The organism is Chryseobacterium sp. W4I1, assembly GCF_030816115.1.
Lineage (GTDB): Bacteria > Bacteroidota > Bacteroidia > Flavobacteriales > Weeksellaceae > Chryseobacterium.
Genome location: NZ_JAUSXQ010000001.1, coordinates 2,876,023 through 2,902,357, shown reverse-complemented (window position 1 = coordinate 2,902,357; position 26,335 = coordinate 2,876,023). Strand labels below are relative to the sequence as shown.

The following is a 26,335-nucleotide window of genomic DNA, read 5'->3' as shown; positions in this document are numbered from 1 at the left end:
TTGATTTATTTTTTACAAATAAAATGCCAGGATAGAAAGGCTTGATTCACTACTTGGAGAGTAGGTGTTGAATATTTTGAGTATTAATAAGTGATTAACGGGAAATAACATTTTTGAAACTTAAATGTTAAATTTTTGTTAAATTTAAAATACAATAAAAAAGCACGCTAAAAAGCGTGCTTTACTGATATACTGAAGTTTATTATTTAAAATATTATGCTTCACAAGCAGAACAGCTAACAAAGTTAACCATCATCTCTTTAGAAACAGAAGAACTTCTTTGATAGTAGAGTGTTTTTACTCCTTTTTTCCATGCCTCGATATAAAGGTAATTAACGTCTTTTACAGGCATTGTAGAAGGGATCTGTAAGTTCAGGGACTGAGCCTGGTCGATATATTGCTGTCTTTGGGCAGCTTGAGAGATAATTTCCATTGGAGAGATCTCTTTAAACGTTTTGAATACTGCCTTTTCTTCTTCTGTAAGTTCTTTTAAATGCTGTACAGAACCGTGATTCAGCATGATGGTTCTCCACGTTTCCTCGTTATCAAGACCTTTTTCCTCTAATAACTTGGCTAAATACTTGTTCTTACGCATAAAGTTTCCTTTGGCAAGACCAGCTTTATAATAGTTGGAAGCAAACGGCTCAATACCAGGAGAAGTCTGTCCCAGGATCGCAGAACTTGAAGTGGTAGGGGCAATAGCCATGGTCGTGGTATTTCTCAATCCGTATCCTTTCAGTAATTCCGGTTCACCATATATGTTTGCTAATTCTCTTGAAGCAGTTTCTGCCTGCTCCTTGATGTGTCTGAAAGCTCTTGCGTTGAACTGAGTCGCTTCAAAACTTTCAAACGGGATCATATTTTTCTGTAAATAAGAATGGTATCCTAAAACTCCCAATCCAAGCGCTCTGTGACGCAATGCGAAGTTTCTCGCTCCCTGCAGGTAGTAGTTTCCTTCTGTTTTTTCGATAAATTCAGTTAAAACAGCATCCAGGAAATACACAGCCAGTTTTACGGCATCTGTATCTTTCCATTCGTCATACAGTTCCAGGTTCATGGAAGACAGACAGCAGATGAAAGATTCTTCTCTGGTAGAAGGAAGCATGATCTCAGAGCAAAGGTTACTTGCATTGACAGGCATTCCCAAGTCTTTATAAACCTGTGGCTTGTTTCTGTTAACATTGTCTGTAAAGAAAATATAGGGAAGACCTTTTTGCTGGCGGCTTTCAAGAACTCTTGCCCAGATTTTACGCTTATCCATATCCCCATCGATCATATCCTGCATCCAGTAATCAGGAACACAAATTCCAGTAAACAAATTCTGGATTGGGCTTCCGATATCTTTGATGGACAAGAACTCTTCAATATCACCATGGTCGATATCCAGATAAGCAGCAAATGCACCTCTTCTTACGCCTCCCTGAGAAACCACATCCATCGCGGTATCGAATAATTTCATGAACGAAACCGCTCCTGAAGATTTTCCGTTATCCGTCACGGCAGTTCCTCTGTTTCTAAGCTCTCCAAAATATCCTGAAGTTCCGCCTCCGATCTTCGTCTGCATGATCACTTCACCCATTTTGTGGGTAATTCCTTCAATACTGTCCGGAATGTGAACATTGAAACAAGAAATAGGAAGACCTCTCTGGGTTCCCATATTGGCCCAAACCGGCGAAGAGAAACTGATCCATCCTTTGGTGATCATTTCTTTGAAAGCGGGTTGTAATTCCGGCTTGTATAATTTTTTGGCAGCTGCAGTAGTAATTCTGTCGATGGCTCCGTCCACAGTTTCCCCTTTTAGCAGGTAGCCTCTGTTCAGCATTTGCTCAGACTCTTCATTGAGCCACCATATATTTGAATTTTGTTCGTCCATAGATGTTATATTTTCGAATTCCGGAGCCGTGTTTAAGCTCCGGAATTTTGTTGTTTTTTATATTGATTGTAATATTTCCACTTTGTGCGTACCGTTCAGTCCGCTTTCGTCTCTTAACCGTTGAAACTCCTTAAAAGACGGTACATTTAAAACCTCATGCTGAACCTCTTCATTGATGTAGTTTGAATAATGTAAAAAGGTAACTCCGTCTTCTTTTACATACACCTTATACTCAAATGTCTCCTGATCCAGATTTTTAAAATCATCCAGAAACTTTTGAATATGGGTTTTGTTTTCTGAAACATATTCAGGCTTTACGGTGTAGGTTACGATTACATTGATCATTGTTGTACTTTGAAATTTTGGCACTCCGAGGAATGAAGAAGTTTTCTTTACTTGTGATATGTTTAGTATGATATTGCTAATACTATCTGTTTTGACGCTCGCTTCGCTCGCGCCACATCATTCCTTATATTAAAACAAGTCGTTCGCTGTAATACTCTTATCGTGCTTCGTATAATCTACTGGTCTCTTGGCGAAGAAATCATCCATAGAATTAGCAAACACTTCTTCTTCAAACCATTTCATTGGACGGTACTGCTCAGGAGTAATGTTGTAACGGGTTTCCATATTGATCTTCTTCAAACTGTCGTCTACACGGTATTTCATGAAGTTCAGTAGGTCTTCTTTTGAGAAAACACTTAATTCTCCCAATTCAAAGATCCAGTCTAAGATTTCCCCTTCCAGTTCGATAGACTGATCTACCAATGTATAGATGTCTTCGATGTCGGAATCTGTTAATAGATCTGGTTGTTCCTCACGGATTTTGTTGATCAGGTAGATTCCTGCATTGGCGTGGATCTGTTCATCAATAGAAGTCCATGCAATGATATTGGAAACATTCTTCATAAATCCTTTGAATCTTGTGAACGAAAGGATGATCGCAAACTGTGAGAAAAGGGATACGTTTTCAATCAGGATACTGAATAATAAAAGAGAAGATACATATTCTTTCGGTGTTGTAGAATTGGCGTGTTTCAAGACATTTGAAAGGAAATCAATTCTCTTTTTCACGGCAGGAATTTCTATAACATTGGCAAATTCTTCGTTATATCCTAATACCTCTACCAAACGGGAATAGGCTTCAGAGTGGCGGAACTCACATTCTGCAAAAGTAGCTCCAAGCCCGTTTAATTCAGGTTTTGGCAAGTGGTTGTATAGGTTTCCCCAGAATGTCTTTACAGACACCTCGATCTGTGCAATGGCTAACAGTGCATTTTTCACAGCGTGTTTTTCGTGCGGCTCTAACTGCGAATGAAAATCCTGAACATCTGCAGTAAAATCCACTTCCGAATGCACCCAGAACGATTTGTTGATCGCCTCTACAAACTGAAGAACCTCAGGGTATTCAAATGGCTTGTAACTTACTCTCTTATCGAAAATTCCCATATTAAAATAGCTTTAAAATTAAATAATCTGCATCACTGTGGATAACTTGCAAGCAATGCTTAACTTATTGTATGTTTGGTATTTACATGTAAAACATATTCACATTGGTGAATGGAGGTTTCTTGTAAAGAACTAATGACAAAGTTCGAAAAAAAGAACTGATTTTGAAAGGGGTAAATACTAATTGGCTGAGTTTTAACTGGAAAAGTTTTCCACATTTACATGAAACCAGCACTGATAATGGCTTAGAGAGGGTTAAGGATAAAAAATAAATAGAAAACCAGACTTACAGTTAAACAGTGTTTTGTAATATGCTTTTAATAAAGGATAAATTTATTAAACAATAAAATTTTAGAATAAATTATGGTTCTTGTAACAAATTGAAAATATCATCTACTTATTGGGGTATAAAACAAGCATCACTTCATGTTAGTAATTCAGGATTTACATAAGTCATACGATACGGGCAAAAGCAAGCTTCACGTTCTTAAGGGAATTAATCTTAATATTTCCGAGGGCGAGTTTGTTTCTATTATGGGAAGTTCCGGTTCCGGAAAATCTACCCTTCTTAATATCATCGGTATTCTGGATGAAAAAGATTCAGGGACTTATGAGCTGGATAACGTTCCTATCGAACACCTTTCTGAAGTGAAAGCTGCAGAGTACAGAAGTAAATTTCTGGGCTTTATATTTCAGTCTTTCAACCTGATCAGCTATAAAACGGCTTTGGAAAATGTAGCGCTTCCTTTATACTATCAGAATGTTCCGAGAAAAGAGCGTAACCAGAAGGCATTGGAATATCTGGAAAAAGTTGGTCTTGCACAGTGGGCAGGTCACTTACCCAATGAACTGTCAGGAGGACAGAAACAAAGGGTTGCTATCGCACGAGCACTGATTACGGATCCTAAAGTGGTTCTGGCAGATGAGCCTACCGGGGCTCTGGATTCCAAAACAACGCATGATATTATGAAACTTCTTCAGGACATCAATAACGAAGGGAGAACGATCATTGTTGTAACCCACGAGCCGGATGTAGCTGCACAAACCAAAAGAAATGTAATCCTGAAAGATGGTATCATCGAAAGTGATGAGTTTATTAAGCAGATTGTTTTGTAGAATGTGCTGATTTGAAAATTTGATAATGAGATAATTTGAAAAATTTAGAGCTTAATCTTTAAATTTTTCAATCTTTAAATACCAATAAAAAATGTTTGACCTAGATCGTTGGCAGGAAATATTCAGTTCTATTCGCAGTAATGTATTGCGGACAGTGCTTTCGGGGTTTACGGTGGCTTTGGGGCTGTTTATTTTTGTGGTTCTTTTCGGAATAGGAAAGGGGTTGCAGAATGCATTTACAGCAGGCTTTGCAAGAGATGCACAGAATCTTATCACGATCTATACCGGCAAAACGACCATGGCTTATAAAGGGCTTCAGTCTGACAGAACAGTCACGATGAATAATGACGACTACGATTTTCTGATCAATACAGATAAAGGAAAAGTAGGTGATGCCAGCCCGAGATATACTACAAGTTTAATGGTGAAGTATGGTAAAGAAAGCGGCACTTACCAGATCAATGGTGCAGAGCCGGGAGAGAAGATTATCGAAAACAGAAAGATGCTGGACGGACGCTATCTGACGTCTATGGATCTCCAGAGAAAGCAAAATGTAGCGGTCATAGGAAGAATGGTTCAGCGTGACCTGATCAAGAACGGAAGCCCCGTAGGGAAAGATCTGAATATCAACGGAACCATGTTCAAAGTAGTAGGTGTTTTTTCTGATGATGGCGGGGACTGGGACGAGAGGCACATTACTGTTCCCATTACTACACTTCAGCAGATGAAAAAAGGCTCGGATACAGTATCCACTGCTTATATTGCCTATAATGAAAAGCTAACCCCGGAAGAAGCCATTAAATATGGTGATGAACTTAAAGACAGGTTAAAATCAAGGAAGAATGTAGCTCCCGACGATGAAAACGGGGTCCGCGTCTGGAATAATGCCAAGAACATGAACGAAACCTTCCAGTTTATGGCTGTATTAACCATTATTGTAGGGTTTATCGGACTGGGAACATTACTGGCGGGGATCATCGGGATCAGCAATATCATGGTGTATATCGTTAAAGAAAGAACCAAAGAGATCGGTGTCCGTAAGGCTATCGGTGCCAAACCAAGAAGTATTGTAGCACTAATTGTGCAGGAAAGTGTTGTGATAACAGTAGTTTCAGGTATTGTAGGAGTTGGTGTAGGAGTTCTGGCGCTCAGTTTAATAGGAGACAGTCTTGAAGAATATTTCATCAAAAGCCCGAGTGTGGGGTGGGTGACCATTTTTATGGCATTTATTGCCCTCGTATTTTCAGGGCTCATTGCAGGATTTGTTCCGGCATATAGAGCTTCGAGAATTAAACCGATAGAAGCGTTAAGAACAGAATAATGATTTGATAATAGATGTTGATTCTTAGAACAGTATCATTGATCAATTATCAGTCATCATTATATATATTATAAACTTATAACTCAAAGAAGTGAACATTTTATTTAAAAAAGATACTTGGCAGGAAATTTATTATTCACTGAGGAATAATAAGCTTCGTACGTTCCTTACCATGATTGGTGTAGGCTGGGGAATGTTTTTGTATGTGAGTCTTCTTGGAGCGGCAAAAGGGATGGAAAATGGTTTTGATAAGCTATTTTCTGGATTTGCAACCAACTCTATTTTTCTTTGGGCTCAGAAAACCTCTATTCCCTATGAAGGATTTCCTAAAGGAAGAGAAGTTCATCTTCAGTTATCTGATATGGATATGCTGAAAAGAAAAGTGATTGCCATAGATTATATCTCGCCACAAAATGCCAGAGGAAGCTTTACCGGAACCCCCGGTGAATCCATGTCAAGGAACGGTAAGAATGGCACCTATTCTCTTACAGGAGATTATTCTGTGGGTAACAAAATCTCTGAAAAGAAACTTATTTTCGGGCGTTATATCAATGATGCTGATGTCCAGGGAAATAAAAATGTAGTTGTGATTGGTGAAGAAATCTATAAAAACTTTTTCGATGCCAAGAAAAAAGAAAATCCCGTTGGAAAGCAGGTCAATATAAAAGGGATATTTTTTAATGTCATAGGTGTTTTCAGAGTAAAAAAAGGTGGGGGGTTTGAAAATGACCAGACTGCTTTTATTCCGCTTTCAACGTATACCAAAATGTATAATGCCGGAGAACAGATCGACATGTTTGCGATTGTAAGTAAGCCCAATGCTAATGTGAACGGAGTAGAGGAAGATGTAAAACAGGTGCTGAAAACGAAAAATAAAGTATCTCCCGAAGATACCAATGCTTTTGGAAGCTTCAATCTGGGAAAAGAATTTAAAAAGCTCACAGGCTTCCTTACCGGGATGCAGCTTCTGACTATTATTGTAGGAACGCTGACTATTCTGGCCGGAGTAATTGCCATCTCGAATATCCTTCTGATCACTGTAAAAGAAAGAACAAAAGAAATTGGAATCAGAAGAGCGCTAGGAGCAAAGCCTGCAGAAGTAAGAAATCAAATTCTGTTGGAAAGTGTTGTCATTACACTGTCCTCGGGGATTCTCGGTTTCATGTGTGGGATCTTTGTTCTGATCATTTTAAATATAGTAACCCAAGGTCAGGATGATTTCCCATTCTATAATCCGACGGTAAATTACGGAAACGTATTTGGAGCCATGGCTGTAATGGTTATCCTCGGCCTGATTATCGGGATGATCCCGGCACAGCGAGCCGTAAAAATCAGACCAATTGAAGCGCTGAGATCAGAGTAATAACGTGATAATTAATAACAACATAATTTGAAAATGACTGGATTTTAAAGTTTGAAATATTTAAATCCTTTAATTAATTTTCTTCTTTTAATAGTAAAAAATAAACTAGATATATGAAAAAGAAATTCACTTGGAAAAAAGCCATTTATATTGTACTGGGGCTTTTATTTGCAGTGGCATTGTTCTCCGGGATCGGGTATCTCGTGAAATCAAATTCTAAAGAAAGTGAAGCTTTCCTGACCAGAAAACCAAGCTACCAGAACATGGAAGACAAGGTAATGGCCACAGGAAAAATTGTTCCCAAGGAAGAAATTGAGATCAAACCGAACATTGCGGGAATCATTGATAAAATTTTAGTGGATGAAGGCGATAGGGTAACAGCGGGACAGCTGATTGCTACCGTGAGAATCATTCCTAATATTGCTGACGTCAACAATGCTCAGCAGGAAGTGGTAAACTCACAGTTGCAGATCAATAATGCTAAAATGAACGTTGATAATATGCAGAAACAGTTTGCTATGCAGGAGAAACTGTATAATCAGGGTGTCATTTCTAAGCAGGATTATCTGAACTCACAGCAGCAGCTTTTTTCACAGCAGCAGACTCTCAGAAATGCCAATCAGCAATTGGCAACGGCTCAAAAAAGATTACAGATTGTAAAAACCGGTGCTACGCCTGAACTTCAGGGCTTGGCAACAACGCAGATCCGCTCCAAAGCAGCAGGTACCGTTCTTGAAGTTCCCGTAAAAGTAGGAAGCCAGGTAATTGAGGCTAACTCTTTCAATGCTGGAACAACCATCTGTTCTATTGCAGATCTTAATTCCCTGATCTTCCAGGGAGAAATAGATGAGGCTCAGGCAGGAAAACTAAAGCAGGGAATGGATATGAAAATCGTAATCGGTGCCCTTCAAAACAAAACATTCCCCGGAAAACTTACAATGATTGCTCCAAAAGGGAAAGATAATTTAGGAACCATCAAATTCCCGGTAGAAGGGGATGTAACCAATCCTAACAATGAATACATCAGAGCAGGATTCTCAGCTAACGGTGAAATTGTATTGAAGTCTGAAAAAAATGCACTGCTGTTGGATGAATCGCTTGTTCAGTATGAAAAGAAAAATGGTAAAGACACGCCTTTCGTAGAAGTGAAACAGCCGGATGGGAAGTTCAAGAAAGTATATGTAAAACTAGGGGCCAGCGATGGAATCAATGTGCAGATCCTTTCCGGAATAACCAAAGACTCTGAAGTGAAAGTATGGAACCCTTCTGATAAAGACAAAGAAGAGCTTAAAGAAAAGAAAAAATAGTAAACGATCACTATTATATTTAAACTGTAAGATCCTGGGAATTTTTTCTCAGGATTTTTTATTAATAAGAGCTGTTCATCTCTGAAATGGAATTGGTAAATTTGGTATTAAAATAAAGACATGTGCAGGTATGCCCGAAAAACATATAAATCCCATTACACTTGTTTTAAATGTAAAAAATCATTTAAACAGGCCGATATGGATGACATTCTTTCAAGAATAAAAAAAGAAAAAGTCTATCACCAACCGGATGGAACGATAAGGAATGTGGGAGATGTTTTTACAAAAGCTAAAAAAGAAGAACTGGATGAACTCACAAAAAAGATCAAATCAAGGCAGATCAAATGTCCCGAATGTGGAAACCTAATGGCAGACTTAGGAAAAGATTTTAAAGCACCTAAGAAAACAGCTGTTAAAGAATGGAAAATTGTAGAAGGACTCTTTAGAATAGGAAGATGTTTTCATAGCTGCGGTTGTGATGGAATTGGGTATATTCCTCAAAAGCCTGCAGATTATGAGCAGTATTTAAAAAATATTTTGAACGAGTATGAAAGCTATATAGTCAATAGCCAACGTAAAACAGAAAAAGAATTTCCTGAAAGAAGAGAATATATTAATTTTTGGTCAGAAAAGATTGACAACATTAAAGCAGAAATAATACTACACCATAAAACTTTTCGAAAATAATTGATCCGCAGATCATATCCGACAATAAATAATAGCTGACAGCTGATTCTAAATCTAATAAGTTTAAAATCAGCTGTTTTTTTATATTTTTTCATTATCATGATAAATATTAACGCAACATTATTGCATTAATGAGATTTTATTTTAACTTTGTATGAAAGCGAACAGTTAAAAGGAAAACAGACTAACAGCCAATATTTTAGTAAAATGAAAAATTTTGACGTTATTATCATAGGCGGAAGCTATGCCGGACTATCAGCAGGAATGGCATTAGGCAGATCATTAAGAAATATTCTGATCATCGACAGTGGGAAGCCATGCAACTGGCAGACACCCCATTCACATAACTTTATTACCCATGATGGAAAAGCACCAAAAGAAATTGCTGATCTGGCCCGCAAACAGGTCGAAGCATATGACACCGTGAAGTTTCATGAAGGCACCGTCATAAAATTGAAAAAAACAGATGAAGGATTTGAAACAGAAACCTCTGGCGGCGAAAAATTTTACGCTAAAAAGCTGATTCTTGCATCAGGAGTGAAAGACATGATGCCGGATATTCCCGGGTTTGCAGAATGCTGGGGGATTTCAGTCCTGCATTGCCCATATTGCCATGGCTATGAAGTGAAAAATGAAGTGACCGGAATTTTTTCAGATGGTGATATGGCCTTTGAGTTTTCAAAACTGGTGTATAACCTGACGAAAGATCTTTTTATATTCAGTAACGGCGTGTCCACTCTTTCAGAAGATCAGAAAAGCAAACTGGCTCAAAATAATATCATTCTGGTTGAAGATGAAATCGAAAAAATAACGCACGAAAACGGGAATATCCGGAAAGTCATCTTTAAAAACGGAAAAGAAATCTCTTTAAAAGTACTGTATGCTAAAATACCATTTGAACAGAACGTCAACCCTTCCAGAGATCTCGGCTGTGAGCTTACCGAACATGGTTTTATCAAAATTGATCCTATGCATAAAACCAATATTTCCGGTGTCTTTGCCTGCGGTGACAATGTCACCATGATGAGGTCTGTAGCCAATGCTGTTGCCCAGGGAAATTTCACCGGGGCTATTGTCAATAAAGAGCTTGCAGAAGAAAGTTTTTAATTATATATTATAAATTGGTGCGGTCCCTGCGGAAATTTCTGCGGGGATTTTTAGTTAAAAATTTTGTTGCTAAAATATATTATCGTAATATTGCGATATAAATAAATGTCATGGGCGCTACAAAAACAGATTTCTTTACAGATGAGCAGAATAAAATTGCGGTCATTGCTAAAGCTTTAGGGCATCCGGCAAGAATTGCCATCATTGAATATCTTCTGAAAGTTAATGAATGCATATGCGGGGATATCGTTAATGAACTTCCCCTTGCGCAGCCCACGGTTTCACAACATCTGAAAGAATTAAAGAATGCAGGCCTGATCAAAGGAAATATTGAAGGCAATTCTGTGTGCTACTGTATCGATGAAAAAGCGTTTGAAATTTTAAATGCTTTCTTCCTAAATATTATTTCCACCGTTAAAAAGCAGAATTGCTGCTAAATTTTTTTGAATTGAATCATCGTAATATTGCATTATAACAATTAAAATATTGAACTATGAAACTATCAGACATTAAAAACATTTTACCAGGATTGGAGAATGTGGAATTTCAGCTGGAAGACGGAAAATTTGTACCGGAACATTTCCATGTTACTGAAATAGGAATGGTTATCAAAAACTTCATCGACTGTGGAGGAACTATCAGAAAAGAAGAGCGTGTAAATTTTCAGCTATGGAATGCTGATGATCATGAACACCGCCTTAAACCCGGAAAATTGTTGCATATCATCAACCTGTCAGAAGAGAAGCTGGGAATCGGGGATTTTGAAATTGAAGTAGAATATCAGGATCAGACCATTGGGAAATATGATCTGGAATTTAACGGTAAAAACTTTGTCTTAAAAAACAAACTGACAGCCTGTTTAGCGGCAGATGCCTGTGGAATTCCTCCGGAAAAGCAAAAAATAAACCTGAGTGGGCTGAAAGCTAATCAGAGTTCTGGCTGTACACCAGGTTCTGGCTGCTGCTAATATTAACTTTTATAATGACTGGAATGTATCCTAAATTGACAAAACATATAGAAGAAATTCTTTTGCAGAAGATCAGTGATGAAAGAAAAGCTATGCTGCAGCCCTTAATAGATTTTATAAAGCAGAAAAAAAGAAATCAGGAATCAGCATCTGTTAATTTTATCTGTACCCATAATTCAAGGAGAAGTCATCTTGCTCAAATCTGGGCACAAACTGCATCTGCCTATTTTAAAATTCCTGATATACACTGTTATTCCGGAGGTACGGAAACAACGGCTTTATTTCCTAAAGTTGTTGAAACATTAATGGAAGCCGGTTTTCATATCTGGAAATTAAATAACAGTGAAAACCCTGTATATGCTGTTAAGTACTCTGAAAATGCTTTACCTCTCATTGCATTTTCTAAAAAATATGATAATATTTTCAACCCAAGTACAGGCTTTGCTGCAATTATGACCTGCTCACAGGCCGACGGAGATTGCCCCTTCATTTTAGGAGCAGAAAAACGTATTCCCGTTACCTTTGAAGATCCGAAAATTTCAAATGCCACACCTGAACAAACCAGGATATACAGAGAAAGAAGTCTGCAGATTGGTGCCGAAATGTTTTATGTTTTTTCCCAAATAAATCATTAAAATGAAGACCAAATTAAAATTTCTGGATCGGTATTTAACACTTTGGATTTTTCTGGCCATGATCATTGGAGTCGGTTTGGGATATTTTTTTCCTGGCATCTCTGTAATCACCAATTCATTTTCTTCAGGGACCACCAATATCCCCTTAGCTATAGGATTAATCCTGATGATGTATCCACCTTTGGCGAAAGTAGATTACAGCTTATTGCCACAGGTGGTGCGGGATAAAAAAGTGATATCCGTTTCATTAATATTAAATTGGATTGTAGGTCCTGTCTTAATGTTTGTTTTAGCCGTTATTTTTCTTAAAAATGAACCCGATTTCATGACAGGGCTTATCCTGATTGGCCTGGCAAGGTGTATTGCCATGGTTATTGTCTGGAATGATCTGGCAAAAGGAAACCGGGAATATGCAGCCTTGCTGATCGCCTTAAATAGTATTTTTCAAATCATATCCTATAGTTTTCTGGTATGGCTGTTTATCAATATTCTTCCTCAAAAATTAGGACTGGGTAATTTTAATGTTTCAGTACCCATCAGCGATGTAACGGAAAGCGTTTTAATTTATCTGGGAATTCCTTTTTTAGCAGGTTTTCTAAGCCGTTATTTTCTCACGAAGTTCAAAGGAAAAGAATGGTACAGTCAAAAATTCATTCCCGCCATCTCACCGGTTACTTTATATGCCTTATTATTTACGATTGTCTTAATGTTTAGTTTAAAAGGAGGTAAAATGTTGGAACTGCCTATGGATGTTGTAAAAATTGCAATTCCACTGATCATTTATTTTGTATTGATGTTTTTTATCAGTTTTTTAATAAACAAATGGCTCAGGGTCCCTTATGATAAAAATGTTTCTATTGCTTTTACAGCGACAGGAAATAATTTTGAATTGGCTATTGCTGTAAGTATTGCTGTTTTTGGAATTCATTCATCCCAGGCTTTTGTAGGAGTTATCGGCCCTTTGGTAGAAGTTCCCGTATTGATCTTATTGGTGAAAGCAAGTTTGTATTTAAAAAGAAGCTATAAACTGAAGTAAAAAAAGTCACCATTGATGGTAAATTGTTGCCTAATGCCTGAAATTTTATTCCAAAATCGGATTTTAGGATAAAGAAATCTTACAGGAAATTCCGTACATTTGGGGTGAAAAATTTCAAAAACTAAAAGTAAAATGGACATTATTTTCGACCTGATTGAAAAAGAGAGACAAAGACAATCCCATGGATTAGAGCTTATTGCATCAGAAAACTTTGTTTCTGAGAATGTGATGAAAGCAATGGGAAGTGTACTGACCAACAAATATGCTGAAGGATATCCCGGAAAAAGATATTACGGAGGCTGTGAAGTAGTAGATGAGGTTGAAACATTAGCCATCAACAGAGCAAAAGAACTTTTCGGTGTAGACTATGTTAACGTACAGCCACATTCAGGATCTCAGGCTAATGCTGCTGTTTATCTTGCAGTTTTGAAAGCGGGAGACAAAATTATGGGAATGGACCTTTCAATGGGAGGGCACCTTACTCATGGCTCAGGAGTTAATTTCTCAGGAATTCAGTATCAGGTAGTCTCTTATGGTGTTCAGAAAGAAACCGGACTTATTGATTATGATCAGATGAGAGAAGTTGCTTTAAGAGAAAGACCCAAAATGCTTATTGCAGGTTTCTCAGCTTACTCAAGAGATCTTGATTATGCTAAATTCAGAGAGGTTGCGGATGAGATAGGAGCTACACTTTGGGCAGATATTGCTCACCCGGCTGGTTTAGTGGCAAAAGGACTGCTAAACTCTCCATTTGAACACTGTCATGTAGTGACTACCACCACCCACAAGACGTTAAGAGGTCCAAGAGGAGGAATGATCATGATGGGTAAAGATTTTGAAAATACCTATGGTCACAAAACACCAAAAGGGGAAACCAAAATGATGAGTCAGGTATTGGATGGAGCTGTGTTCCCTGGAATTCAGGGCGGACCGTTGGAACATGTTATTGCCGGTAAAGCTGTCGCTTTTGCTGAAGCAATTGATAGTAAATTTGAAACCTATGCAAAACAGGTTAAAGCCAATGCTCAGGCATTATCCAAAGCGATGATCGACAGAGGTTTTGACATTGTAAGTGGAGGTACAGACAACCACCTGATGTTGGTAGATCTTAGGAATAAGAATGTCAATGGAAAAGAAACAGAAAAGGCGTTAGTGCTTGCAGATATTACTTGTAACAAAAATATGGTTCCTTTTGATGATAAATCGCCGTTCACTACTTCCGGTATCAGACTGGGTACTGCAGCGATCACAACAAGAGGTCTTAAAGAAAACGATATGGATACCATTGCAGGATTTATTTCTGAAGTGGTTGATAATATCAAAAATGAAGAAGTTATCTCTTCAGTAAGAAAGAAGGTAAATGAACTGATGGAGGGTAAAGCGCTTTTTAACTATTAATTTGACCTAATAAATTATAATAAAAAAGAATGGGCATCTGTCCATTCTTTTTCATATCTGTTATGGAGAAAAAATCCTTTACTTTTGATGAAATTAAACTGAAACTGGTGAACTATTGTGTGTATCAGGATCGTTGTCATGCAGAGGTTGAACAAAAGATGCGGGAATTCCTGCTGATTGATGAGGCAAAAGATGAAATTATCCTTTATCTTCTTAAAGAAAACTATCTTAATGAAGAAAGATTTACACGCAGCTACATCAGAGGCAAATTCTATATCAAGCACTGGGGCCGCAATAAGATCAAAATGCATCTGAAGCAAAAACAGATTTCTGAAAAACTTATCAACAAATGTTTTGATGAAATAGATGAAGATGATTATAATAAAATGATCCGAAAGATCTTTGAAAGCTACTATTCCAAACAGAAAGGATTGCAGGAATATCAAAAAAAAACGAAGACAATAAAATATTTAATGAGCAGAGGTTTTGAATATGAGAAAATAATTAATACTTTTGACGAAACATAAATAAGAATTGAAAAAAGATAAGATTTGGCTTTCTCCTCCCCATATGGGAGGGAATGAGCTTGATTATATACGGAACGCATTTGATGCCAACTGGATTTCACAATACGGTTCCAATATAGACGAATTTGAAAACAGTCTTGAACGTTATTTCGGAAACAATTCCTATGTGACGGCTCTATCTTCCGGAACTGCAGCCATTCATATGGCCCTGAGGCTACTGAATGTTGAAAAAGATGATTTTGTATTATGTCAATCTTTTACTTTTGTTGCCACAGCCAACCCTATTCTTTATCAGAAAGCTATTCCCGTATTTGTAGACAGTGAAAGCGAAACATGGAATATGTGTCCTGATGCATTGGAAGAAGCTGTGAAATATTGTGTCCAGCAAGGGAAAAAACCAAAAGCGATCATTGCCGTTTCTTTATATGGAATGCCTTTTAAAGTGGATGAAATACTTCAAATCTCCAAAAAATATGACATTCCCCTTATTGAAGATAGCGCAGAAGCATTAGGCAGTAGATATAAAGACCAACTTTGCGGGACCTTTGGAGACCTTTCTATTATAAGTTTTAACGGGAACAAAATTATTACCACATCAGGGGGTGGAATTTTGATCTCGAGAAATATTGAAGTTAAAAACAGAGCACTTTTCCTTGCTACACAGGCAAAAGACAATGAAGTGTATTACAGCCATTCTGAAATAGGATATAATTACAGAATGGATAACATTGCTGCCGGAATAGGAAGAGGACAATTGGAAACTTTAGAAGAAAAAATACAGCTGCGAAGGAAAAATCATGACTTTTATCAAGAAACATTGAAAAATCATGAAAGTATTGATCTTTTTTCTGCACCCAATAGTGACTTTTTTTCTAATTACTGGCTCAATACAATTATTCTAAAAAATGATTTTTCAAAAGAAAAACTTAAGGATAAATTCTTACAGAATAATATAGAAACCAGGTACCTATGGAAACCTATGCACCTTCAGCCATTATATGAACAATATAAGTTTTTTGGAAATAATTTATGTGGTATGCTTTTTGACACAGGACTATGCCTGCCGTCGGGAACTAATTTAACAGATGAATCTAGAGGTCGAATTTCTGAAATTTTAGAAGATGAAATTCACTAAATTTGTTTGAAATTTAAGTAGGGATGAAATTTTATTTTATTTTTGTATCCTTATTTGAAGATTAATTAATTAAAAACGGGTTTTGGCCCATTGAACATGCACATAAATACAGACAATGTACAACTCTCTTAGAAAAAAAATATTCGGAGGTGATAATGTTGTCAATCTCTCAGATGTAAGATATCTTCCCAGATGGATTATACTTGTAATAGATATAATCATTCTGGTTATGTCTCTATTCCTTTCAATTTATACTATTGAGAAAATCACTCAGAAAGAATTTATTTATCATGAAGAAAAAAGCATTGTATTTGCTTTTATTATTCTGATCAATACTCTGTTCATGTATTTTTTCAAGACCTATGCAGGGATTATAAGACATTCCACGTTTATTGATCTTTTTAAGCTACTCATCTCATGTTTCTGTACAATGAGTGTAGTAGGAGTAGTCAATCTGGTCTATTTCTGGGTTTCCGGAGGGAAATTTATTCATACAGCCTTTCTGATCTTATACTTTATCATTTCATTTATGGGGTTATTCCTCTTCAGGCTTTATGTAAAAGAATTTTTCCACATTGTAAGAGAATACAGAAGAAGTACCTTGAAAAAAAGGATTTTAGTATTAGGGATCGATGAACAGTCTATTGCTATTGCGCGTGCTATTTTGGATAATCCGAGCCTGCCTTATCAGGTAGTGGGTTTTCTTACTCAAAGAACGGATTCAAAAAGAGCTTCCCTATTAGGAAAGCCTATTTATGAAAAAAGTAAGATAGAAGAAGCTACAAAAGAAGATCTTATCATTGATGGAGTCATTATCGTTAAAGAAATGATGTCTAAAGATGAAATGAATTCCTGGGTAAATCTATTTTTAGAAAAAGACCTGAATGTATTTAAGGCTCCTTCTGTACAGAAATTAAGAGACAGTGATTTAGGAGGATCAATAAGAAACCTTCAGATCGAAGATCTTTTAAATAGAAAACCAATAAAAATAGAAAGCGAAGAGGTTAAGAGCAGGCACTTCAATAAAAATATACTTGTAACAGGTGGCGCCGGATCTATCGGAAGCGAAATTGTAAGACAGGTTGCACAGTTCAATCCTGCTCTGATTGTCGTTTTAGATCAGGCAGAAACACCGCTGTATGACATTGAACTGGAAATGAATGAAAAATTCCCTCATATCAAGTTTAAGTTTGTTTTGGCAGATGTTTCTAATATTCACAGAGTTGAACCTGTATTTCAGGCTTATAATTTTTCAATGGTTTATCATGCTGCAGCTTATAAGCATGTGCCTTTAGTTGAGGAAAATCCTAATGAAGCCATTCGTGTCAATGTCTTAGGATCAAAAAATATTGCTCTTTTATCAAGCCGATATAAAGTGAACAGATTTGTAATGATCTCTACAGATAAAGCCGTAAACCCTACTAATGTAATGGGGGCTTCTAAAAGAGCGGCTGAGTTATTCGTACAGTCCTTACAACATGTTGAAGGAAACACCACAAAATTTATCACGACAAGATTTGGAAATGTATTAGGATCAAATGGCTCTGTTATTCCTCATTTCAAAAGACAAATTGAAGCAGGGGGCCCGGTTACTATTACCCATCCCGATATTGTAAGGTATTTTATGACTATCCCAGAAGCCTGTGAGCTTGTTTTACAGGCCGGAACCATGGGACAAGGGGGAGAAATATTTGTCTTTGATATGGGAGAACCAGTGAAAATTCTGGATCTGGCGAGAAGAATGATTAAGCTTTCAGGTTTTGAGCCCAATATTGATATAAAAATCATCTATACGGGGCTGAGACCGGGAGAGAAATTATATGAAGAGCTGTTAAGTGATAATGCAAAAACACTTACTACTCATAATGAAAAGATCATGATTTCTAAGGACCCAACTATGGAATTCCTGGAAATAGAAAGTCTGATTAACTTGATTACAGAAGCTTCTGTAATGAAAGATAAAGTAGATGTAGTTAAGATTCTGAAAACAATTGTTCCGGAATTTAAGAGCAATAATTCAATCTACGAACTGCTGGATAAATAGATAAATTATAAATGTATATTTGTACAATTTAAAAATATGAAGAGTAAAATATTTGGAATATTTGTTATATTCTTATTAGTTTCTTGTAAGGTTAAAGAGAATGCTAAGAATGACCTAAACTATATGCAAAATATTGAGAAGGTGGCTGTTGAATCTTCTTCCAGAAATTCCAATAATACAATACAGACTGGTGATCAATTAGTCATTCTGATTACTGCAAAAGATATGGATGTTGTAAAGCCATTTAATCAAAATTATTCATCTTCTGAGCTTATTCAAACCAATTCCCTTGCCGGAGGAAATACACCTAATCAAGGTTTAACAGCCATTAGTGGCCCAACCTATATCGTGGATTCTGAAGGAAATATAGATTTTCCAATAATAGGAAAACTTAATACGACTGGGAAAACATTGCTGGATTTCAAAGATATGATTAGATCAGAAATGACTCGTTATGTAATTAATCCAACTGTAAGTATTAGACTAGCAAATTTCAAAATTACTGTATTAGGAGAAGTGGCTAGACAAGGGGATTATGTAGTCTCTAACGGACAAGCGACAATTTTAAATGCACTTGGTATGGCTGGGGATTTAACAGCGTATGGTAAAAGAGATAATGTATTGGTGATAAGAACTGAAAATGGACAAATTTCTCACGGTAAAATAAATTTGCAGGATGCAAATTTAATTAATTCACCTTATTATAATTTGAAGCAAGGTGATGCTATCATTGTAGCATCTACTAACACGAAAGATTTAGCATCTAAGCAAAACCCAAATACAGGATTATATTTAACAGCTGCTTCAATTGCTATTACGGCAGCGGCAGTTATTGTAAGTTTAATCAAGAAGTAAAAAATTAATGGATAACCAAAAAACTCTGCATTCTTCGGAAGGAGAAAATTTAAATAATATCAATGAAATTATTAAACCCTATTTAAGAAATTGGAAATGGTTTATTCTTTCAGTGTTTTTATGTATTCTTACAACTTATTTTGCTTTGAAATTTGTAACTCCTGTTTATAATATTGAAACAACAGTACTTGTAAAGGATTCTAAAAATTCTCCTGGTGCTGGAAGTGATATAGGAATCCTTCAAGATTTGTCAGGATTTGGAGGAATGAAGACCAATAGCATAGACAATGAGATTGAGCTTTTTAAATCTAAGAAACTCATGAGAGATGTTGTGAAATCTCAAGACTTACAAGTTGATATCTTTGCAAAAGAGAAGGTTGGAAATATTGAGCTATACAAAGAATCTTCTCCTATTCTGGTTAAAGTCGTTTTAGAAAAACCATTGTCTGAGTTTCCAGAAAAGCCAGTAAACCTAAGAATAAATGGTGATGAACTATATCTTAGTTCAGATGAATTAGGGAAAGAAATTGTTTCAAGATTTGGTAAAACTATAAATTTACCGTATATAACAATTATTATTGTTAAAAATAATAAATTCAATCCTTTAATCACAAAGGATATAAATACTAATGTATTACAAATTAAGATATTACCTGTAGAAAAGAAAGTTTCATATTTCCAAAATATTTCTAAAGTTGGTACTGTTAGTAAAGATGCTACTGTTTTGGGATTATCAATGGTTTACCCTCAACGTGAAAAAGCTATTGACATACTAAATGCATTAGTTGTTGCTTATAATAATGATGCTATTGCAGACAAAAATTTAGAATCTAAAAAAACTTTAGATTTTATTGAAGATAGAATTAAAAGGCTTTCAAACGAACTCGGGGAAGTGGAAAGCCAAAAAGAAAATTTCAAGACAAAAAATAATCTTACAGATCTTGAAACGGAAGCGAAAATAAATTTAGAAAGCTCTGCTTCTGCAAGGAGTAAACAGTTAGAGGTTGATGCCCAATTAGAATTAACGAATTCTTTAATCGGTTTTGTTTCAAAACAGGGACAGTTTAACGTTCTTCCTGTCAATGTGGGACTAAATAATAGTGAAGCTACAAACGGAATTTCTATTTATAATCAGTTGATAATGCAGAGAAACAGGTTGTTAGAATCTGCTACTATTGAAAATCCAACTGTGGTCGATATAACCAAACAGATTAACTCAATGCGTACGACTATATCACAGAGTTTGCAAAGAAATAGAGAAGGTTTGGAATTGGCTAGGAATGAATATCTGGGTGAACAAAATAAGGTTTCAGATAAAATATCTAAGCTTCCTTCAATAGAAAGATTATTTAGAGGAATTGAAAGGCAGCAACAAATTAAAGAAAATTTATATCTTCTTCTTCTTCAAAAAAGAGAAGAAACAGCCATTGGATTATCTATTATGGCACCAAAGGCCAGGGTTATAGATGCTGCTTATGCTTCAAATTCTCCTGTATCACCTAAAAAAAACATTATACTATTTGCAGCCGTAGTTATAGGGCTTTTAATCCCTTTTGCAATTATTTATTTGTTGGAGTTACTGAATAATAAGGTGGTTTCTAAACATGACCTTGAGCATTTAATACATGCTCCAGTAATCGCAGAATTACCAAGTTTGGAAAAAGGAGGTTCGGATATTGTTCAAATGAATGATATTACTCCTATGGCTGAGGCTTTTAGAATCCTAATTACTAATATGAATTTTATGCTTCCTAAGGGCAAAACTAAAGGAAAGGTTGTATTTGTTACTTCAACGGTTAAAGGAGAAGGGAAAACTTTCACCTCTGTAAATTTAGCGTTAACACTAGCAAACCCGAAGAAAAAAGCAATTATAATTGGTTCAGATATTAGAAACCCCCAACTACAGAGATATAATCCTTCAAGAAAAGGTTTAGAAGGACTTACTGAATATTTATACTCCGACCAAATACAGCTTGAGGATATTATTCATGTTTCATCTTTTAATCCAAACTTAGATGTGATCTACTCTGGAATGATTCCGCCTAATCCTACAGAATTACTATCGAACGGTAGATACGAAGTGTTGGTAGACCAGCTTAAATTAAAATATGATTATGTAATTTTAGATACCGCTCCATTACTTTTAGTGACGGATACTTTCCTAATTGCAGATATGGCGGATGTCACTATTTACGTGACAAGGTCAAATTATACTGAGAAATCTTTACTTGAATTTGCTAATACCAATATAGACCAAAGTAAAATTAAAAATGTTGGATTTGTGTTGAATGATGTTAGTCATGAAAACTTAGGTTATAATAATAAATATGGCTACGGTTATACTTTTGAAAAGAAAACCTGGTTTGAAAAAATAAAAGATAAGTTTAAATGAAAAAGATTTTAATTACAGGAGGTGCGGGGTTTATAGGCTCAAATCTTACAGAATACTTTTTGGAAAAAAGATATGAAGTTATTTGTTTAGATAATTTTGCTACTGGGCATCGACGTAACATTGAACCTTTTTTAGCGAATCCGAAATATAGACTTATTGAAGGAGATATTCGTGATTTTAAAACTTGTCTAATGGCAGCACAAGGAGTGGATTATGTACTGCATGAAGCAGCATTAGGATCAGTTCCCAGATCAATAAAAGATCCTCAAACATCTAATGAAGTTAATGTTTCTGGCTTTTTGAATATGTTAGTGGCAGCAAAAGATGCAAATGTTAAAAGATTTGTTTATGCTGCTTCTTCTTCAACATATGGGGATTCTCAAGCTTTGCCGAAAGTGGAAGACGTAATTGGTCGCCCATTATCTCCATATGCAATTACAAAATATGTCAACGAGCTATACGCAGATGTCTTTAGTAAAACTTATGGAATGGAGTGTATTGGTTTACGTTACTTTAATGTTTTTGGACGACGTCAGGATCCCAATGGAGTTTATGCAGCAGTTATTCCTTTATTCGTAAAACAATTTATTAGTGGGCAATCACCAAAAATTAATGGGGTAGGAGATTATTCCAGAGATTTTACTTATATTGATAATGTTATTCAGATGAATGAATTAGCAATGTTAACAGAAAATCAAGAGGGAATTAATACTGTTTACAATACTGCGGTAGGAGAACGAACTACTTTAAATGATTTGGTACTATGTCTAAAAAAATTGTTAAGCAATTATGATGAAAAAATAGCTAATATTGAAATAGTATATGGACCTCAGCGACAAGGTGATATTCCTCATTCATTAGCATCAATAGAGAAAGCAAAAAAATTATTAGACTATTCACCTAGCCATACTCTTGAAGAAGGACTAAAAGAGGCAGTTAAATGGTACTGGGATAACCTAAGATAAATTTATATGAAAGATTTTAGGGCAGATATCCAGGGATTAAGAGCTTTAGCGGTTTTTTTAGTATTTATTTTCCATATTTCTTCTTCCACTTTACCTGGAGGATTTCTAGGAGTAGACATTTTTTTTGTCATTTCTGGTTATTTAATTTCTGGTATTATTTTAAGCAAAAAAGAAAAAGGAAACTTTACATTTATAAATTTTTATATTGGAAGGCTTAAACGTATAGTTCCAGTGTACTATATTGTTTTAATAGCTGTGCTCATTGCAGCAGTTATTATCTATTTACCAAGTGATATCTTGCAACTTAGAATGAATGCATTCTGGTCTTCAATTTTTGCTTCAAATTTATATTTTTCTACCTTAGATACTTATTTTGGAGCATCAAGTATAGAGAATCCTTTTCTTCATACTTGGACGTTAGCTATTGAAATGCAGTTTTATTTTTTGTTACCACTGTTACTTTTCTTTGTCAATAAAAAATGGCTGCCAGTTCTATTGATGTTTCTAATAATTGGTCTTTTAGGTTATTCATTGTGTGGAACCTATTTGTTTGATCTTAAAAGCCAGATGTACTTTTCTTTACCTGCAAGAATTCCTGAGTTTTGTATAGGAGCTTTATTTGCAGTTAAACAAGATTATTTGAAGAAGCTTGGAAATACAACACTCAATTGTATATCAGCAGTTAGTTTAATTATAATCATTATTTGTTCTTTTCTGTTTTCCGAAAAATCTGATTATCCTGGGTATCTAGTTATTTTTCCTTGCATTTCGACGGCATTTTTACTTGTCAATAAAGTTAGTTTTATTAACAAGAAGATTTTCAGTAATAAAATAGCGGTTCATATCGGAGAATTGTCATATTCTATCTACTTATGGCATTGGCCTGTAATGGCATTATATCGATATTATAAAAGCAGCAATGAATTTAATTTTGGAGAAATTGCTTTAATTACAGTCTCTACTTATTTGTTATCATTACTCACCTATTATACAGTAGAAAACTATTTTAGGAAAACCAATAACGTTAAGTTTTTTACTCTTTTCAGCATTCCTGTAATTATTTTGGGGGTATTCGCCGTGTTATTACCACGAATCAACACCCATTTTTATAAAATACCAGATAAGTATTCTCGACCGGTTTTTGGCCTTAAATCACATTCCTATGATTTTAAAGAAGTTGAAAGTTTCGGGGATTTAACTAGAAAAAGAGATTCAATTTTGTTAATTGGAGACAGTCATGCTTTAGTGTACAAGAATATTTTAAATAATCTGGGAAAATCACATGCTTTTAACTTCAGAACAGTGACAAATGACAGGTACCTTAATATTCCTGGTTTTAGTGAATCTGATTTTTTTAATAAAGAATCGTTTACACAGTATTCTAAGATAATGAAAGCCACTAATGAAGAAATAAAGAAAGCTAAAGTGATCTTTATTTGTTCAGTATGGTTTGATGATTTGCCTACATTACCAAGCGCGGTGAATCAATTTCTTGAAAGCCTAGACAGCTCTCAAAAAGTTATAATCTTGCCAGACTATCCAACTCCTAATAATAATCCAATAAGGATTAATAGAGATTTTATTAAAAATCCTGATTCAGATTATAAATATAAAATTGAAGATAAGCGTTTGCCTGCTAGAATCAAAAAAGTTTTGGAACGATACAAGAATGTACACGTGATCAATATTGATTTTAGAAGTAAATTAAAAGATATACCATTCAATAGAGACACATTAATGTACTATGATAAAGGACATTTAAATTTATATGGAACCGAAGTGGTATCTAAAGAATTTGATGAAGAATTTATGAATGGTATTAATAAAGCTTTACAAAAACATAAACAATGAAAGATTTTAAAATTGCGGTTATAGGGTTAGGATATGTAGGATTACCCTTAGCCCGATTATTTGCCACCAAATTTCCGGTGGTTGGTTTCGATATCAATCAACAAAGAGTTAAAGAACTCAATCAAGGAAAAGATATAACGCTAGAAGTTGAAGATGAGATTTTACAATCTGTACTAATAAAAGAAAATCCTTTTGAAGAAATTGAAAATGGATTGTTTTGTTCAAACAATATTACTGATATCCAAAGTGCAAATATTTATATAGTTACTGTTCCTACGCCTGTAGATAAGAATAAACGCCCGGATTTAACTCCTTTATATAAATCATCTGAAACAGTAGGGACAGTTCTTTCAGAAGGAGATATTGTGATTTATGAATCGACGGTATATCCTGGTGTTACAGAAGAAGAATGTATTCCCGTACTAGAAAAAGTTTCAGGATTAGTGTTCAACAAAGATTTTCATGCAGGGTATTCCCCCGAAAGAATTAACCCTGGAGATAAGGAACATACAGTGGAGAACATACTGAAAGTGACTTCAGGTTCTACACCGGAAATCGGAAAAATTGTGAATGAATTATACCAGTCTATTATCACTGCTGGTACTCACCTTGCGCCAACCATTAAGGTTGCGGAAGCTGCAAAGGTTATTGAAAATTCTCAGAGAGATATTAATATTGCATTTGTTAACGAGCTGGCAAAAATTTTTAATATTCTAGGTATTGATACCCATGCCGTTTTAGCAGCTGCATCTACAAAGTGGAACTTTTTACCGTTTAAACCAGGACTAGTTGGTGGTCATTGCATTGGAGTTGACCCGTACTATTTAGCACAAAAGGCTCAGGAACATGGTTATCATCCTGAAATTATCTTAGCTGGTCGTCGATTAAATGATTCTATGGGTGAATATGTTGCTTCACAGATTATAAAAACAATGATCAAGAAAAATATTAAAATTAATGGAAGTAAAGTTTTAAATTTAGGAATTACTTTTAAAGAAAATTGTCCAGATGTTCGAAATACAAAGGCTGTAGATGTAATAAAAGGTCTCAAAGATTATTCCTTAGAGGTTATGACCTATGATCCTTGGGCAAATCCTTTGGAGGTAGCACATGAGTATGGACTGCCTATTTATAATGAAATTCCAAATGAAAAATTTAGTGTTATTGTATTAACTGTATCTCATAAAGAATTTGCAGATTTTGATTTTAACAAATATCTGATTGATGGCGGAATAATCTATGACATTAAAGGCTTTATTGAACATGATAATGTCACAAGATTATAATAATTTACGGGTAATGTAGCCAGTTGTATAATGGTAAAATTAACTAACTTTCTTCGAGAGAGGGATATAAAAATGAAAATGTTACTCAAGCTTTTGGGTTACTAGTTTCTACAATAGTAGGACTTGTTTTGGGGTTTGCAACAAATTCTCTTTTAACCCGTATCTTAGGAAAAGAGCTTTATGGAGATTACGCACTGTTATTTAACATCTATAGTTTTTGCCAGATAATTTTTAATTTCGGGATATTTTATACTATTTCAAGATTAGTTGCAATTAGTAATGATAAAAATAAAGTAAGAGGGTATTATCTTGTGGGATTTTTCTTTGTTATAATACTTTTTATCCTAATGGCTGTATCAGTTACAGTCTATGCGTTCTTTTCTGAAAATATGGATAAAAGCAGTTTTTTTAAAGTATTATTAATTTCTATACCACTTTCATGGATTTATTTGCTTACAACATTAAATGAAAATTATCTTCCTGGTGATAATAAGATCAACCTTTTGTCTTGGTCACGCCTGCTTCCTAAAATTTTTCTAGCAGGAATACTGGTTATTATTTTCTTCTATTTCAAAAATGTAAGTCTCGTAACTATCGTTTTACTTAACTACCTTACCTTTATAATTGCTTATCTATACGTTTTTGTGAAAATTAAACCTACATTTAAGCAGTTTAAAAGAAGGCTTTCTGAAATATTGGTTGGAAATAAGCAATTTGGTTTTGATATTTATTTTGGAGCTCTGATAGCTTCTGGTAGTGGAAGCTTATCTGGAATATTAATCAGTCATTTTGGAGTCAACAATATAGAAGTAGGATATTACACATTAGCTACCCTGCTGGCTTCACCTTTGTCTATGATTCCCAATATTATTGCAACAACACAATTTAAAAATTTTGCGCAAAGCCAATTTATACCACGAAAATTGATATTCATGACATTTGGATTAAGCATTTTTCTTATGTTATTTATTATATTTACTTCTAATCTTATAGTTTCTGTTTTTTTTGGGAAAGAGTATCT

Annotated in this window: 22 protein-coding genes and 1 pseudogene; 20 read left to right on the top strand and 3 right to left on the bottom strand. The window is 35.2% G+C overall.

What is annotated here, in order from left to right:
- Positions 1-214: 214 nt before the first annotated feature.
- From QF044_RS13475 to QF044_RS13465, 3 genes are all read right to left on the bottom strand, one after another.
- Positions 215-1,882, bottom strand: a complete 1,668-nt coding sequence (locus QF044_RS13475) for a ribonucleoside-diphosphate reductase subunit alpha (protein ID WP_307272027.1) — start codon at positions 1,880-1,882, stop codon at positions 215-217.
- Positions 1,883-1,930: 48 nt separating this feature from the next.
- Positions 1,931-2,218 carry a hypothetical protein gene (locus tag QF044_RS13470; RefSeq protein ID WP_307268157.1) on the bottom strand — a complete coding sequence of 96 codons (288 nt, stop codon included), beginning with the start codon at positions 2,216-2,218 and terminating at the stop codon, positions 1,931-1,933.
- A gap of 129 nt (positions 2,219-2,347) precedes the next feature.
- On the bottom strand, positions 2,348-3,322 hold the full coding sequence (locus QF044_RS13465; RefSeq protein WP_307268154.1) for a ribonucleotide-diphosphate reductase subunit beta: 975 nt from the start codon (positions 3,320-3,322) through the stop codon (positions 2,348-2,350).
- Positions 3,323-3,748: 426 nt separating this feature from the next.
- Here QF044_RS13465 and QF044_RS13460 point away from each other — a divergent pair, with 426 nt between their 5' ends.
- The 20 genes and pseudogenes from QF044_RS13460 to QF044_RS13365 all read left to right on the top strand — a co-directional run.
- Positions 3,749-4,438 (top strand): ABC transporter ATP-binding protein, encoded by a 690-nt coding sequence (locus tag QF044_RS13460; RefSeq protein WP_034704703.1) that lies wholly within the window; start codon positions 3,749-3,751, stop codon positions 4,436-4,438.
- Between the two features lie 91 nt (positions 4,439-4,529).
- Complete coding sequence (locus QF044_RS13455) at positions 4,530-5,759, top strand: ABC transporter permease (protein ID WP_307268152.1); 1,230 nt, start codon at positions 4,530-4,532, stop codon at positions 5,757-5,759.
- Between the two features lie 91 nt (positions 5,760-5,850).
- A complete protein-coding gene (locus QF044_RS13450; protein ID WP_307268150.1) occupies positions 5,851-7,122 on the top strand; it encodes an ABC transporter permease in 1,272 nt (423 codons plus the stop codon).
- 113 nt (positions 7,123-7,235) lie between these two features.
- Complete coding sequence (locus QF044_RS13445; RefSeq protein ID WP_307268147.1) at positions 7,236-8,429, top strand: efflux RND transporter periplasmic adaptor subunit; 1,194 nt, start codon at positions 7,236-7,238, stop codon at positions 8,427-8,429.
- 198 nt (positions 8,430-8,627) lie between these two features.
- Positions 8,628-9,116 (top strand): hypothetical protein, encoded by a 489-nt coding sequence (locus QF044_RS13440; RefSeq protein ID WP_307268144.1) that lies wholly within the window; start codon positions 8,628-8,630, stop codon positions 9,114-9,116.
- Positions 9,117-9,323: 207 nt separating this feature from the next.
- Positions 9,324-10,223, top strand: a complete 900-nt coding sequence (locus QF044_RS13435) for an NAD(P)/FAD-dependent oxidoreductase (RefSeq protein WP_307268141.1) — start codon at positions 9,324-9,326, stop codon at positions 10,221-10,223.
- A gap of 110 nt (positions 10,224-10,333) precedes the next feature.
- Positions 10,334-10,660: a helix-turn-helix transcriptional regulator gene (locus QF044_RS13430; protein WP_307268139.1), complete on the top strand. Its 327-nt coding sequence runs from the start codon at positions 10,334-10,336 to the stop codon at positions 10,658-10,660.
- 56 nt (positions 10,661-10,716) lie between these two features.
- Complete coding sequence (locus tag QF044_RS13425) at positions 10,717-11,190, top strand: DUF6428 family protein (RefSeq protein WP_307268137.1); 474 nt, start codon at positions 10,717-10,719, stop codon at positions 11,188-11,190.
- A gap of 23 nt (positions 11,191-11,213) precedes the next feature.
- Entirely contained in the window at positions 11,214-11,825 is a 612-nt protein-coding gene (locus tag QF044_RS13420) for a protein-tyrosine-phosphatase (RefSeq protein ID WP_307268134.1), read from the top strand.
- A 1-nt stretch (position 11,826) separates the two neighbouring features.
- Positions 11,827-12,861 carry an ACR3 family arsenite efflux transporter gene (gene arsB, locus QF044_RS13415; protein WP_307268131.1) on the top strand — a complete coding sequence of 345 codons (1,035 nt, stop codon included), beginning with the start codon at positions 11,827-11,829 and terminating at the stop codon, positions 12,859-12,861.
- 132 nt (positions 12,862-12,993) lie between these two features.
- The gene (gene glyA / locus QF044_RS13410) at positions 12,994-14,259 is read left to right on the top strand and encodes a serine hydroxymethyltransferase (protein WP_307268129.1); all 1,266 of its coding nucleotides are present in this window, start codon (positions 12,994-12,996) and stop codon (positions 14,257-14,259) included.
- 62 nt (positions 14,260-14,321) lie between these two features.
- Entirely contained in the window at positions 14,322-14,786 is a 465-nt protein-coding gene (locus QF044_RS13405) for a regulatory protein RecX (protein ID WP_307268125.1), read from the top strand.
- 43 nt (positions 14,787-14,829) lie between these two features.
- Positions 14,830-15,921, top strand: a complete 1,092-nt coding sequence (locus QF044_RS13400; protein WP_307272023.1) for a DegT/DnrJ/EryC1/StrS aminotransferase family protein — start codon at positions 14,830-14,832, stop codon at positions 15,919-15,921.
- A 115-nt stretch (positions 15,922-16,036) separates the two neighbouring features.
- Complete coding sequence (locus QF044_RS13395) at positions 16,037-17,965, top strand: nucleoside-diphosphate sugar epimerase/dehydratase (protein WP_307268124.1); 1,929 nt, start codon at positions 16,037-16,039, stop codon at positions 17,963-17,965.
- Between the two features lie 36 nt (positions 17,966-18,001).
- Positions 18,002-18,820: a polysaccharide biosynthesis/export family protein gene (locus tag QF044_RS13390; protein ID WP_307268122.1), complete on the top strand. Its 819-nt coding sequence runs from the start codon at positions 18,002-18,004 to the stop codon at positions 18,818-18,820.
- A gap of 7 nt (positions 18,821-18,827) precedes the next feature.
- On the top strand, positions 18,828-21,212 hold the full coding sequence (locus QF044_RS13385) for a tyrosine-protein kinase (RefSeq protein ID WP_307268119.1): 2,385 nt from the start codon (positions 18,828-18,830) through the stop codon (positions 21,210-21,212).
- Entirely contained in the window at positions 21,209-22,177 is a 969-nt protein-coding gene (locus tag QF044_RS13380) for an SDR family oxidoreductase (protein WP_307268116.1), read from the top strand. Before QF044_RS13385 ends, QF044_RS13380 begins: the two co-directional genes overlap by 4 nt.
- A 6-nt stretch (positions 22,178-22,183) precedes the next feature.
- On the top strand, positions 22,184-24,028 hold the full coding sequence (locus tag QF044_RS13375; protein WP_307268114.1) for an acyltransferase family protein: 1,845 nt from the start codon (positions 22,184-22,186) through the stop codon (positions 24,026-24,028).
- A complete protein-coding gene (locus tag QF044_RS13370) occupies positions 24,025-25,314 on the top strand; it encodes a nucleotide sugar dehydrogenase (protein WP_307268110.1) in 1,290 nt (429 codons plus the stop codon). Before QF044_RS13375 ends, QF044_RS13370 begins: the two co-directional genes overlap by 4 nt.
- Positions 25,315-25,418: 104 nt before the next feature.
- Positions 25,419-26,333, top strand: a pseudogene (locus QF044_RS13365) (oligosaccharide flippase family protein); the annotation flags it as partial.
- Positions 26,334-26,335 lie beyond the last annotated feature (2 nt).